The organism is Segatella salivae F0493 (genome assembly GCF_000477535.1).
In the GTDB taxonomy this organism is placed as follows: Bacteria; Bacteroidota; Bacteroidia; order Bacteroidales; family Bacteroidaceae; genus Prevotella; species Prevotella salivae.
Genome location: NZ_AWGW01000030.1, coordinates 110,549 through 123,190, shown reverse-complemented (window position 1 = coordinate 123,190; position 12,642 = coordinate 110,549). Strand labels below are relative to the sequence as shown.

Here is a 12,642-nt window from a genome sequence, read left to right as displayed (position 1 = left end):
TGTTATTCAAAATACTTCAAGAAACATTTTACAATTGTATAATTTAATTTTAAGATTATGAAGACTTTAGGTTACATTGGAGCTTTCTTAGGTGGCGCAATTGCAGGTGCTGCATTAGGTCTATTAATGGCTCCGGAAAAAGGTACTGACACACGCTCAAAGATTACAGATGCTGTAGATGATTTCTGCAAAAGACATAACATAAAACTTACACGCAAAGAGGTAGATGACTTGATTGATGACATCAAAGATATCGCACCTGATGCTGTAGCAGAATAAGATATGTTCTCAAACGACAGAAATATTGAGACTATAGGGCAACTCGTTGAGGTGCTAAAACATTACATCGAGCTTCAAAAAGAATCTATGAAGCTTGATGTAGTGGAAAAAATTGTGCACCTTATTACAGCAGTTACAATCTCTGCTATAATCGTTGTATTAGTAATACTGGCCCTTATCTATCTCAGTTTTGCAGCCGCTTTTCTTTTAAGTAGCTGCGTAGGCACCGTTGCAGCATTCTCCATTGTTGGATGTTGCTATCTATTTATGCTTATCCTTTGCGTCATTTTCAGACATCAATGGATAGAAAAACCATTAGTTCGCTTCTTAGCTCAACTCTTTTTTAGCAAGTAATTTATGGAAACAATCAAAGAATGTCAATCACTTAACGATATAAAATTACGTAAAGAGATTATACGTAATGCTATATTAGAGGATGAAAAAAAATAGGAATACTATGGCATAGCCTATTCAAACCATCCGACATCTTTGACAGAAACTCTTCACCATCAAAAAGAATCACAAGCTTCATTAATACAGGAGCAGGCATAATTGATGGTGCAATCTTAGGCTGGAAGCTTTATAGGAAGTTTAGACGATAATCGTTTCTCCGTCAAAACCAAGTTGAATTCCTGAAGGAAGTAATAGGTTTGCCTTTGCATGTAGGCCTATTTCGTGTGTCATATGAATGAGAATCACTCTCTTAACCCCTAACTTTCTTGCGAAAGAAATGGCATCATCCACCAATTGATGACTATGATGTTCGCGTTTCCATCGCAATGCATTAATGACCAAAACACTAATCCCTGATAGATATTCAAGTTCCTTTTCTTCTATATTTTTCATGTCAGTGATATAAGCAAGTTTACCTATCCTATATCCCAAGATTGGTAATTTATCATGCATTACCGTTATCGGCATAACCTCAATATCACCAATACTAAATCTAACATGAGGTTTGATCTCATGTAAAATAAGCCTTGGTACTCCAGGATATAAATCTCCTTTCTCCGGAAAACAATACGGCATATTATGTTTTAAGCCATTAACGACATCAGTATTTGAATAGATATTGATATCTCCGAAACGACAAAAAGGTCTTAAATCGTCTATTCCTCCAACATGATCATAATGAATATGTGTTAACAGAACAGCATCAATTTTACGAAAAGGCTGTGCCAACATCTGCATTCTAAAGTCTGGTCCACAATCAATCAGAATTCGTGTTGAAGCAGTTTCTATTAAAGCTGAGGTTCGAAATCTATGATCATGAGGATTATTACTTTTGCAAACTTCACAATTACAACCTAAAACAGGAACTCCTTGTGATGTACCTGTGCCCAAAAGAGTTACTTTCATCGAATATTAACCTCAGGATTAATCCATATACCAAAGCGTTTTTGCACATCACGCTGAATGGTCTCACATAATGTTACAATATCTTTTCCCGTGGCTCCCCCAAGGTTTATCAACACCAAAGCTTGTTTGTCATGGACAGCAGCCTTTCCCAAAGCCTTACCTTTCCAACCGCATTGTTCTATCATCCAACCCGCCGGAATTTTATATTCATTTTGCGATACTCGATAAAAAGGCATTTGTGGATAATCAGAAAGCAACTGTTTGTATTTCTTTTCATCTACAATTGGATTCATAAAGAAACTTCCTGCATTCCCCGTCACCTTTGGATCAGGTAGCTTTTCTTGACGAATCTCAATAATAATATTACGCAATTGTTCTGCAGTTGGCTTCTCTATTTGCTTCTCTACAAGCTTGATCTTAATATTCCCATAATCTAAATGCGGTTCAAAAAGACTTGAGAGTCGATATGTAACAGCTGTAATGAGATACTTATCTCTCCATTCATGCTTGAATTTACTCTGCCTATAACCATACTGACAATCTTCATTTGAAAAACAAATGAGTTTCCCTGACTCTATTTCTACAGCTTCAATCGAATGTATAAAGTCTTTTATCTCAACACCATAAGCACCGATATTCTGAACAGCACTGGCCCCTACTTCGCCAGGAATAAGTGATAAGTTCTCTAAACCATAGTATCTATGCGCAACAGCATAAGCCACTATGTTATCAAAAAGCTCTCCAGAACCACAACGAAGGAAATAATCATTGCCTGTCTGTTTAACTTCAATACCATGTATAGCCGAATGAATAACTGTTCCAGAATAATCACCTTTTAATAAAAGATTACTCCCTGCACCTATTATTAATAATGGCCTATCCTCTTCATTCAATTGAGAAACTAAGTCAACAGCCTCTTGAATAGAAGAATATTCCAGAAACCTTTTACAAGAAGCAGCTATTCCAAACGTATTATGTTCTAATAAACCATAATCCCTTATATCTTTCATAACAGACTCCTTACATTGAAAGTTTAGTCAACATCCATTTTCCTTTATGGCGCTTAAATGTCAACTCTGTTTCCAATCCATTTGCAATTCCTCGCATAACAAAAATCTTTTGGTCACTCTCCGTGTACTTCTGACCATATATAATATTATATATCAAGCCATGAGGAAGCTGTGGTGCGAAAGAAGGCCATTGCTCTGGGAGTAACGTTCCAGATGTTGTCGTAAAATCATTATCAGGATCTGGGCCAACAAAAATTAAAGGATCATGAACACTCTTCACCTGGAATGCAGAATCAACAGCAAAACGTTGATAAAACTTCAAGAATGAAGCATTAGAGTTTTGATACATATGTTTATAGTTGATTGAAGTCAACATCCACTCACCATTGATGCGATTAAAAAGATATTGTTTAACGTTTTTCGTCTTAAAATATATTTTTTCAACAACAACATGGCTAATAGTTGTATCCTTAACTACATGCATTTGTTTGATATTATCAAAGATTAAAGTATAGAAATCCTGCCTCATGAAGAAGTTATCTATCTTCCATTCATTCTTTGCAATCGTTTTAATGACTTTCCCATCTGTATATACTGGCAAAGGAAAATGAATTCGTTTACGTTGTAGTTTCCTATTTGCTGCAAAGTTAAAAAAGAAGTCATCAAAAAGTTCATCGGCAGCTTTTGGCATAGGTTGTTCTATCATTAAAGCTTCCATTGTATCAGCAGATGTTGAGTCTTTCTGCATAGAATCAATCGTAGTACTATCCGTTGGAGATGCTTTTTTGTCTGTACATCCCGTGGTAGTAATACAAGCTGTTATCACAACAAATATAAAAACAAAAGCTAAAGTAAACCTTCTCATACCTATTTTAATTATGTCTAAATTTGTTAAATTACAAATTCAATGCAAAAATACAACTTTATTTCGATTATAACAACAAACAAAGATAAAAATAAAAAGCAAGTACAAAAATATCATTTTGCACTTTTTTTTTCCCAATAAAATACGTAACTTTGCGCTGTGTTGAATGAATTAAAAACGTTTTTAACAAGTATATGCTTTTAGAGAAAATAGAAGAACTTCTCAAAGAAGTTAGCAATTTGTCTGCAAAGAATGCAGAAGATGTTGAGCAATTGCGATTAAAATATCTCAGTAAGAAGGGAGAAATTAATGCTCTTATGGCTGATTTTCGCAATGTTGCAGCTGATGAAAAGAAGAATATCGGTATTAAAATTAATGAGTTAAAGAAGACTGTTACCGATAAAATCAATAGTTTGAGAGAACAACTTGACGAAAATCAGACTGAAGGGGCTGACATTGACCTAACAAGAACAGCCTACCCTATTCGCTTAGGGACACGACATCCTCTAACAATTGTTACGAATAAAATTATTGATATCTTTCAACGCATGGGCTTTGTCATGGCAGATGGCCCTGAAATTGATGATGATAAGCATGTATTTACCATGTTAAATTTCGCCGCAGATCATCCTGCACGCGACATGCAAGACACTTTCTTCATCGAACAAAGTGATCCGAATGATGTAACAAAGAACATTCTGTTGCGTTCCCATACTTCTGGAGATCAGTCACACTTTATGGAGACTCACAAGCCTCCTTTCCGTATTCTTTGTCCAGGACGTGTATATAGAAATGAAGCTATCAGCGCTCGTGCGCATTGTTTCTTCCATCAAGTTGAAGGATTGTATGTTGATAAAAATGTCAGCTTTACAGACCTTAAACAAGTTCTTCTCACCTTCGCTCGTGAGATGTTTGGGCCAGAAACCAAGATTCGTCTACGCCCAAGCTACTTCCCTTTTACTGAACCAAGTGCAGAAATGGATATCTCTTGCCATATCTGTGGAGGAAAAGGGTGCAGCTTCTGCAAACAAACAGGTTGGGTAGAAATCTTAGGTTGTGGAATGGTTGACCCCAATGTACTTGAAGCTTGTGGAATAGACAGTAAAGAATATACAGGATATGCCTTTGGAATGGGAGTTGAACGAATAACCAATCTCAAATATCGGGTGAGTGATCTAAGGCTATTCTCTGAGAATGATACACGTTTCTTAAAAGAATTTGAAACTGTACATTAACATAGAAATTAGGTATTTGACAGAATATTGTCAAACACTATAAGACATAATATAAAAGAATAATCCTCATCAAAGGGTTATTCTTTTTTATGATTCCATGAATCTAAACGGATAGAATATGTCAAAAGAATGATGCTTTGAAAACTAATAATGCACAAAAATACAACCATTAATACCAATAAATAATCCACACTTTACATCAACTACATCTTATTGAAATTTTAAAACGATAGAAATTGTATAGTAAAGTAATAGCATTCACTCAGTCATTTAATAGAGATTATCATGCAATCTCAATGAGTTTATTATTTGATTCAATATAAAAAATATAACTTATTGAATTAAAGCATATTACATACATTCGCTAATTGTATAGATTAAGCGCTAAATACTCTTTGCAATAACTATGATTTATGTTTTAAAAGCCATAGTACATAGACTCTACATCATGCATCTAACACTTAGAAATCGTCTGTTTGACAATACAAAATTTATAAAAACAACATCCTACTCCAAAACAAGCAACACTTAAATGAAGAAAAATATTCGGCATATTTACTTGAAGTTAACAAAGTAAATAATACAAGGTATATCCTATAACAAATTGACTTTCCCAGTTAATAAATTAAAAAAAAGAAATGATTTTTTATATTTACCAAATCAAAATATTTAATTTTGCACAATAATGAGGCGTATGCTATCCATCATCATGCTGCTGTTTTTCCTGATGAGTGTGTCGGGAGTAAACGTGAATATTCACTATTGCGATAGTGAACTGGTAGGCATGACCGTGAATGGCATTCATTTTAAGACCGAAGCCGGACAGAAAATGGCTGATTGTTGCAACGAGAACACTGGCTGTCCGATGTGTAAACATGTCGCGCATCATTACCAGCTGCACCAGCAATTCATGCAAAGCAGCACGCCACAGGTACATCCTTTGCTCCTGGCCAACGATTGGTTTCATGGCGTAACCATCAACTTTGATTACTTATTATTTAATTTTATACCTGCAGAGGAGGGCAGCAACAGCAACGCTTATGCGTATGTTAACTCCTACTTGGGCTGCCTTTACCTTCCGTATGGCGGACTTCGGGCACCTCCTACGATGAAACGGATTTCGTTTCAACATTTATCTATGGTATAATTTGACCGAACCGAAAGTTTGATTTTCACAAGAAAAGAGACAAATCGTGCAGATACGATTGGGCGATGCTTTTCTTTTGATGAGTCTTTAGCACGGGTGAGGTCGTTAAATAACAAGTACATTCAATGCAAAAAATTATTGGATACTTTCTTCACAACCGTTTAATCACGGCGCTTGTGTTGATATTAATTATAATAGGTGGGCTGTCTACTGTCCCCTTTAACTGGCATAGCGGTCTCATTCCACGCAATCCTGTGGCTGTAGATGCTATCCCTGACATCGGTGATAACCAACAGATTATCGCAACAGATTGGATGGGACGCTCGCCTAAAGACATTCAAGAGCAAGTCACATACCCCCTAACAACGGCATTGTTAGGAATTCCCGGCGTCAAGACCATTCGGTCATCGTCGATGTTCGGCATGTCGTTTATCTATATTATCTTTAATGAGGATGTCGACTTTTATTGGAGCCGGTCACGCATTTTGGAAAAACTTAACTCGCTTCCTGCCGGTTTATTGCCCGAAGGAGTGAAACCAACACTCGGGCCAGATGCCACGGCATTAGGCCAAATTTATTGGTATACGCTCGAAGGACGAAACCCCAAAACGGGGAAACCTGCCGGCGGTTGGGATCCTCAGGAATTGAGAACCATTCAAGATTACTATGTAAGATACCAATTAAGTTCGGCCGAAGGGGTCAGCGAAGTGGCCTCAGTAGGTGGTTATGTGAAAGAATATCAGGTTGATCTTAATCCCGAAGCCATGCGCGCTTACGGCCTGAATCTCGTACAAGTCATGTTGGCTGTGAAGAATTCGAATATCGATGTAGGCGCGGGGACAATGGAAGTGAACCGCGCAGAATATTTGATTCGTGGCCTCGGCTACGTCAAAAAGCTGAAAGATTTGGAAGAGGCCGCCATCACAGATCGCCATGGTGTGGCCGTGAGAGTTAAGGATGTGGCTAAGGTTTCGTTTGGCCCTGGTGACAGACGTGGCGGACTTGACAAGGAAGGGCAAGAGGCTGTGGGCGGCGTTGTCGTGGCACGTAACGGCAGTAATCCCATGGAAGTTATCAACAATGTGAAAGCAAAGATTGCCGAAATGCAAGGAGGCATGCCTGAAAAAACGTTGAAAGACGGTTCTACATCACGCGTCACCGTCGTGCCTTTTTACGACCGTACCAGATTGATTAAAGAGACGATTGGCACACTCGAAAGCTCACTGATGCACGAAATCCTCATCTGTATCATTGTTGTTCTTATCCTGGTGCTCAACCTACGCGCCTCTTTCGTGATTGCAACTATGCTGCCTTTGGCGGTATTAACCACGTTTATCGTCATGAAACTCTTAGGGATTGAGGCCAATATCGTGGCACTCAGTGGTATCGCTATAGCCATTGGTGTGATGGTTGACGTAGGGGTTGTGTTCATGGAAAATGTGGTTCGTCATCTGAGTACTGCTCCCCATGCCCGCGGTAAGCAATTAGAAGCATTGATTTTGAATGCTGTTCATGAGGTTTCGGGGGCGGTTATGACGGGCATGGGCACTACGATTATCAGCTTTCTACCCGTATTTGCCATGCAGGCACAAGAGGGAAAGATGTTTCATCCGTTAGCTTTCACAAAGACTTTTGCACTATTATCGGCCCTGCTCTTAGGCATTTTAATCCTCCCGACGTTAGCTTACTGGATTTTCTCACTAAGGATTCCAAAACGATGGGCATTGAAAGTCTTCAAAAAGCGAGTGCCGCGCACTTTCAAAATCAGGCATTGGACGGTCAGCACCAACATGCTGATTATCACCATTGTGGTGCTTTTAGCTACCTATGAGCTTTCAAGTGTTTGGCTTCCTTTAGGCCCACAGAATGGAATGTTACTCAATTTACTGTTTGTTATCGTTACGGTGGGGGCTATCCTATCTATCCTTTGGCTTCTGGTGCTCAAGTATGAGCAAATCCTTCGCTGGTGTTTAAACCACCGATGGAAGTTTATGTCCATCCCCATATTGACCCTGATTGCCGGCGGAATAATTTGGACGAAGACGGGAAGTGAGTTTATGCCCACCTTAGATGAAGGCACTTTCATGCTCATGCCCACAAGTATGCCGCACAGTGGCGTTGAAGAAAACATACAGAATTGCAAGATTTTGGACCAGCGTATAAAGGCCATTCCCGAAGTAGAATCGGTTGTTGGCAAATGGGGACGTGTGGAAAGTGCTCTCGACCCGGCACCAATTCAAATGTATGAGATAACCATCAACTACAAACCTGAATACCAATTGGACGATGATGGTAAACGCATTCGCGACAAGAATGGCGACTATATACGTCTGTGGAGAGACGAGATTAAAAACGAAGACGACATTTGGAAAGAGATTGTTAAGGCCGCTAATCTCCCGGGATTGACGGGAAGTCCGAAACTACAACCCATTGCAACCCGGCAAGTGATGCTGTCAACGGGGATGAAAGCCCCTATGGGATTAAAGATATATGGTCCTGATTTGGCTTCGATTGAGCAGGCAGGCTTGCAAATGGAGAAGGCTTTGAAAGCAATACCCGACATCAACTCATCCTCTGTGTATTACGATCGTGCTGAAGGAGCACCTTATATTGAGATTCATCTCGACAGAGAAAAACTCGGACGTTATGGCATTCAAGTGGGGACTGTGCAAAGCGTTATCGAAACAGCTATCGGTGGAATGGCAGAAGGAAGCACCGTTGAAGGGCGCGAACGTTTTCCCATTCGTGTGCGTTATGCACGTGAATTGCGAGACGACCCTGAGGTGTTAAACGGAATTCTCGTTCCAACAGCCGACGGAACACAAATTCCTTTGGGCGAACTGGCAACCTTTCATTTCGTCAAAGGTGCGACGATGATTCAGAGTGAAAACACGTTTTTAGTGGGCTATGTCACGTTTGATAAGGTGGGAAATAAGGCAGAAGTGGATGTTGTTCATGCGGCTCAAAAACACATTGACGAGCTTGTAGCTCATGGAAAGATTAAACTTTCTAAGGGTGTCACGTATAAATTTACGGGCACTTACGAGCAACAGATTCATGCTGCAGAACGCCTTCAGGTGGTCATTCCTATTGCGTTGATTCTCATTTTCTTGGTCCTTTTCTTCCAATTTAAAAGCGTCACGGCCTCAATGATACACTTCTCGGGTGTTTTTGTAGCCTTTGCGGGCGGCTTTATCCTGATTTGGCTCTACGGACAAGACTGGTTTTTAAACTTCGATATCGCGGGAGTGAATATGCGAACCCTCTTTGGTATGGGGCAAATCAACCTCAGTGTTGCCGTTTGGGTAGGCTTTATCGCACTCTTTGGAGTCGCTACAGACGATGGTGTTTTGATGGGAACCTACATCCATCAGGTGTTCTTAAAACGACAACCTCATAGTCCTTTAGAGATTCGCGAGGCTGTTGTTGAAGCCGGAATGAAGCGTATTCGCCCAGCAGCAATGACCACTGCGACAACACTTATTGCGCTATTGCCCGTGCTTTCATCCACAGGAAAGGGCTCAGATATTATGGTTCCGATGAGCATTCCTACCTTTGGCGGCATGTTAATACAGACCATGACAATGTTTGTTGTGCCAGTTTTCCAATGCTGGTGGCGTGAATCGGCCTTGAAACGTGAACAAAAGAAAAGTATGATTGCAAACAAAAATGAGCATGAAGAATAAGATTTTATATTTCCTATGCATAGGACTATTCGCCTGCTATGGCAGTGCTTATGCGACAGGAATAGACAATAAAGAAGATAGTTTGGCCGTGTATATTGCCGAAGCAATACGCAACAATCCCGGTCTGAGGAGTGAATATCAGGCCTATCAGGCGCAAATGGCCAATGCGCAAGGTGCGGGTGTCTTGAGCGATCCACAGCTAAGTGTCGCCCTTTTCCCACAAGCGATGCACCATGTCAATGGAAAACAGCTTGCAACTATAACCATTATGCAGATGTTTCCATGGTTTGGCACACTGAAAGCAGGTCGCGAACAAATGGAATATAAAGCGCAAGAGGCCTACCAGAAGTTTCGCGAAAAAAGCTTATCGACAGCTTTCGACGTTGAGAAACAATGGTATTCCATACTCGCAACGCAAGAAAAGGTGAAAGCTGTAAAACGGAAACGCGCGCTTTTAAACGATATTAAAAAGGTGGCTATCTATCTTTATAAGAACTATACTTCAGGGCGTGACACGAAAATGAGCGACCAATTACGCCTCGATGCAGAAGAGGAGCGATTGAAAGAACAAACGGAAAGTCTTGAAACCCAACTGACTTTACAAAAACAGCAGTTCAACATCACGATGCATCGGCAGCCAAATGCAGCTTTGTCCCTACCCGATTCCATCCCATTACGGCAGATGCCCACCTTTAATTGGACAGAGATTGAACAAAACAATCCCAAACTCGCACAGTATTCGGCTATCCAAAAGGCGTTTAAATCACAAGAAGAGCAGACTAGAGCAAAAGGTATGCCCATGATAGGTGTGGGACTTCAATATATGCTCAATGGGAAAGTTGACATGCCAATGATGCCCAACATGAACGGAAAAGACATGGTGATGCCCATGGTGAGCGTCACAATCCCCATTTATCGTAAAAAGATTACGTCGGCTATCCATAGTGCACAACTCATGGAACGTAGCGCAGCCTACAATTATCAAAGTCAGTTGGATGCACTTCAAAGCACATATCTCAGCATTGAACAGCGTGCTGACGATATAAAACGCAAATTGAATCTTTATGAGAGTGAGGTGAGTTTGCTCAACAGAACGCTCGAACTGATGCAAAAAGAATATGCTACGGGGGCGACATCGCTCACCGATATTCTTCAAACGACACGCGAAAGCATCGACTACGACCTCTTAAAAGCCGAAGCCAATGCGCAATATAACACCATCACGGCGGAGGCTATCCAGCTCCTTGCACGCGATGTGAAGTAAAAGAATGTATAACCAAAAGAAGCAAAAGATGATGAAAGATTTCATAAAAAAACATATCCAGCTATCGTTTGCCGCTGCGCTGACGATAGGACTCCTATTAGGGTGGCTCCTCTTCCGCACCACTCACACAACAGATGTACACCAACATTCGGAAGGAAAAACGATGTACACCTGCTCCATGCACCCACAAGTGAGACAAGATCACCCCGGGAAATGCCCCATTTGTGGAATGGGTCTTATCCCTGTCAACGATGAAAAGCAAAGCACAACAACAACCGATTCCAATGCTGTTGTGATGAGTGATGAGGCCGTTGCATTGGCAAATATCGAGACAGAGGTTGTTGGCAGCGGAGCAACCAACAAAGAAGTGCGCCTATTCGGAAAGATATTGCCCGATCAGCGCTTAGAACAAACGCAGTCATCTTACGTGGAAGGACGCATCGAGAAACTATTGATCAATGCGCCAGGCGACCGTGTTAGTCGTGGACAAACATTGGCTGTGATCTATTCTCCGACGCTATACGCCATTGAACAAGAACTGATTGCAGCGGTGAACTTCCCTGCATCGCCCCAAAAGAAACCGCTGATTGACGCAGCTATTGAGAAGCTTAGACTGCTGAATATCACGCAAGCACAGATCAATCAGCTGATTCACACACGTAAAGCATCCCCCTACACCACACTGAAGGCTAATACTTCGGGCACTGTGATTGAAAAGAATATCAATCCAGGCGATTATGTTAAACAAGGACAAGCGTTGCTGAAGATTGCAAATCTCGGTAAGGTTTGGGCCATGTTCCAAGCGTATGAGAGCGACTTACCATTTATTCATGTTGGTGAAAAGATTCACTTTACAGCCGAAGCGATGCCTGGAAAAGTGTTCACGGGCAGCGTAAGTTTCGTCGATCCCGTGATTGACTCTTCCAGTAGAACGGCCGGTGTGCGCGTCGAAATGAATAATGCCAGTGGATGGTTTAAGCCCGAAATGACCTTGACGGGCAACATTGTGGCCAACATGAAGCAATACCACGGTGAGATTGTCGTGCCGAAGAGTGCCGTGATGTGGACAGGAAAACGAAGTATCGTCTATGTAAAAGACACGGGAGAAACACAACCTACTTTCAGATTACGACGCGTAACATTAGGTCCTTCGCTATCCAATGGCTATGTCATCACAGATGGTTTGGCCGAAGGCGAAGAGATTGTGACGAATGGAACCTTTGCTGTTGATGCCAGTGCACAGCTGGCTGGCAAAGAAAGTATGATGGATCAATAACATTATTTTATTTATTTAATATAACAAGAAAATGAAAAAAGTGATTTTAACAATGCTTGCTGTTGCAGCCATGGGCGCAACCATGCAGGCCAAAACAGTGAAAACAGAAATCCCTGTAAACGGGAAATGTAACGAAATGTGTAAGCCACGCATAGAGAAAGCGGCTAAATCAGTTTCTGGAGTTCTATCAGCTACCTGGAACCTTAAAGCGCAAAAACTCACCCTTGTGTACGACAACACCAAGACTGACACAAAGAAAGTGCAGAAAGCGGTAGCTGCTTCAGGTCACGATAGTGGTAATATAAAAGCCTCACAAGCCACTTATAATAAACTTCCTGGATGCTGCAAATATCGTAAGTAAGCAGTAAATATCAGACCAACTGGCGCATAAAGGAACGATTATCATCGGCCTCTATCCGATGGTTGGTCTGTTCTTATACCAACATTTACTATAAAATAAACACGAAATTAATAGGAAAAACAACTGAGAATCAATGTTATGACAAGACATTCTACCAATT

11 protein-coding genes and 1 pseudogene are annotated in these 12,642 nt (G+C 40.8%); 9 read left to right on the top strand and 3 right to left on the bottom strand.

The window, feature by feature from the left end:
• Positions 1 to 57 precede the first annotated feature (57 nt).
• The 3 genes and pseudogenes from HMPREF9145_RS11200 (at position 58) to HMPREF9145_RS14060 (ending at position 881) form a co-directional block, all read left to right on the top strand.
• Positions 58 to 279 carry a YtxH domain-containing protein gene (locus HMPREF9145_RS11200; protein WP_007133724.1) on the top strand — a complete coding sequence of 74 codons (222 nt, stop codon included), beginning with the start codon at positions 58 to 60 and terminating at the stop codon, positions 277 to 279.
• Positions 280 to 282: 3 nt separating this feature from the next.
• The gene (locus HMPREF9145_RS11195; RefSeq protein ID WP_036907571.1) at positions 283 to 633 is read left to right on the top strand and encodes a phage holin family protein; all 351 of its coding nucleotides are present in this window, start codon (positions 283 to 285) and stop codon (positions 631 to 633) included.
• 3 nt (positions 634 to 636) lie between these two features.
• Positions 637 to 881: pseudogene (locus HMPREF9145_RS14060) on the top strand (hypothetical protein).
• Here HMPREF9145_RS14060 and HMPREF9145_RS11185 read toward each other — a convergent pair.
• From HMPREF9145_RS11185 to HMPREF9145_RS11175, 3 genes are read right to left on the bottom strand one after another with little or no spacing between them, the layout of a single operon-like run.
• Entirely contained in the window at positions 871 to 1,638 is a 768-nt protein-coding gene (locus HMPREF9145_RS11185) for an MBL fold metallo-hydrolase (RefSeq protein ID WP_021826484.1), read from the bottom strand. The pseudogene HMPREF9145_RS14060 and the gene HMPREF9145_RS11185 sit on opposite strands and share 11 nt — an antisense overlap.
• Positions 1,635 to 2,648, bottom strand: a complete 1,014-nt coding sequence (gene murB, locus HMPREF9145_RS11180; RefSeq protein WP_021826566.1) for a UDP-N-acetylmuramate dehydrogenase — start codon at positions 2,646 to 2,648, stop codon at positions 1,635 to 1,637. Before murB ends, HMPREF9145_RS11185 begins: the two co-directional genes overlap by 4 nt.
• 10 nt (positions 2,649 to 2,658) lie before the next feature.
• Entirely contained in the window at positions 2,659 to 3,513 is an 855-nt protein-coding gene (locus tag HMPREF9145_RS11175; protein WP_021826475.1) for a DUF4348 domain-containing protein, read from the bottom strand.
• 194 nt (positions 3,514 to 3,707) lie between these two features.
• On the opposite strand from HMPREF9145_RS11175, the gene pheS reads away from it, so the two are divergent.
• The 6 genes from pheS to HMPREF9145_RS11145 all read left to right on the top strand — a co-directional run bounded on the left by pheS (position 3,708) and on the right by HMPREF9145_RS11145 (position 12,482).
• On the top strand, positions 3,708 to 4,748 hold the full coding sequence (pheS, locus tag HMPREF9145_RS11170; protein WP_007133731.1) for a phenylalanine--tRNA ligase subunit alpha: 1,041 nt from the start codon (positions 3,708 to 3,710) through the stop codon (positions 4,746 to 4,748).
• A 685-nt stretch (positions 4,749 to 5,433) separates the two neighbouring features.
• Positions 5,434 to 5,895: an HYC_CC_PP family protein gene (locus HMPREF9145_RS11165; RefSeq protein WP_036907565.1), complete on the top strand. Its 462-nt coding sequence runs from the start codon at positions 5,434 to 5,436 to the stop codon at positions 5,893 to 5,895.
• Positions 5,896 to 6,020: 125 nt separating this feature from the next.
• Positions 6,021 to 9,581: an efflux RND transporter permease subunit gene (locus HMPREF9145_RS11160; protein ID WP_021826436.1), complete on the top strand. Its 3,561-nt coding sequence runs from the start codon at positions 6,021 to 6,023 to the stop codon at positions 9,579 to 9,581.
• The gene (locus tag HMPREF9145_RS11155; RefSeq protein WP_021826409.1) at positions 9,571 to 10,845 is read left to right on the top strand and encodes a TolC family protein; all 1,275 of its coding nucleotides are present in this window, start codon (positions 9,571 to 9,573) and stop codon (positions 10,843 to 10,845) included. Before HMPREF9145_RS11160 ends, HMPREF9145_RS11155 begins: the two co-directional genes overlap by 11 nt.
• Positions 10,846 to 10,873: 28 nt before the next feature.
• On the top strand, positions 10,874 to 12,121 hold the full coding sequence (locus HMPREF9145_RS11150) for an efflux RND transporter periplasmic adaptor subunit (RefSeq protein ID WP_036907640.1): 1,248 nt from the start codon (positions 10,874 to 10,876) through the stop codon (positions 12,119 to 12,121).
• 31 nt (positions 12,122 to 12,152) lie between these two features.
• The gene (locus tag HMPREF9145_RS11145) at positions 12,153 to 12,482 is read left to right on the top strand and encodes a heavy-metal-associated domain-containing protein (protein WP_021826579.1); all 330 of its coding nucleotides are present in this window, start codon (positions 12,153 to 12,155) and stop codon (positions 12,480 to 12,482) included.
• Positions 12,483 to 12,642: the final 160 nt, after the last annotated feature.

Excerpts from the sequence above, each read along its gene's own strand:
- murB (WP_021826566.1), bottom strand. The coding sequence starts at position 2,648 with ATGAAAGATATAAGGGATTATGGTTTATTAGAACATAATACGTTTGGA.
- pheS (WP_007133731.1), top strand. The coding sequence starts at position 3,708 with ATGCTTTTAGAGAAAATAGAAGAACTTCTCAAAGAAGTTAGCAATTTG.
- HMPREF9145_RS11195 (WP_036907571.1), top strand. The coding sequence starts at position 283 with ATGTTCTCAAACGACAGAAATATTGAGACTATAGGGCAACTCGTTGAG.
- HMPREF9145_RS11160 (WP_021826436.1), top strand. The coding sequence starts at position 6,021 with ATGCAAAAAATTATTGGATACTTTCTTCACAACCGTTTAATCACGGCG.
- HMPREF9145_RS11175 (WP_021826475.1), bottom strand. The coding sequence starts at position 3,513 with ATGAGAAGGTTTACTTTAGCTTTTGTTTTTATATTTGTTGTGATAACA.
- HMPREF9145_RS11150 (WP_036907640.1), top strand. The coding sequence starts at position 10,874 with ATGATGAAAGATTTCATAAAAAAACATATCCAGCTATCGTTTGCCGCT.
- HMPREF9145_RS11155 (WP_021826409.1), top strand. The coding sequence starts at position 9,571 with ATGAAGAATAAGATTTTATATTTCCTATGCATAGGACTATTCGCCTGC.
- HMPREF9145_RS11200 (WP_007133724.1), top strand. The coding sequence starts at position 58 with ATGAAGACTTTAGGTTACATTGGAGCTTTCTTAGGTGGCGCAATTGCA.
- HMPREF9145_RS11165 (WP_036907565.1), top strand. The coding sequence starts at position 5,434 with ATGAGGCGTATGCTATCCATCATCATGCTGCTGTTTTTCCTGATGAGT.
- HMPREF9145_RS11185 (WP_021826484.1), bottom strand. The coding sequence starts at position 1,638 with ATGAAAGTAACTCTTTTGGGCACAGGTACATCACAAGGAGTTCCTGTT.
- HMPREF9145_RS11145 (WP_021826579.1), top strand. The coding sequence starts at position 12,153 with ATGAAAAAAGTGATTTTAACAATGCTTGCTGTTGCAGCCATGGGCGCA.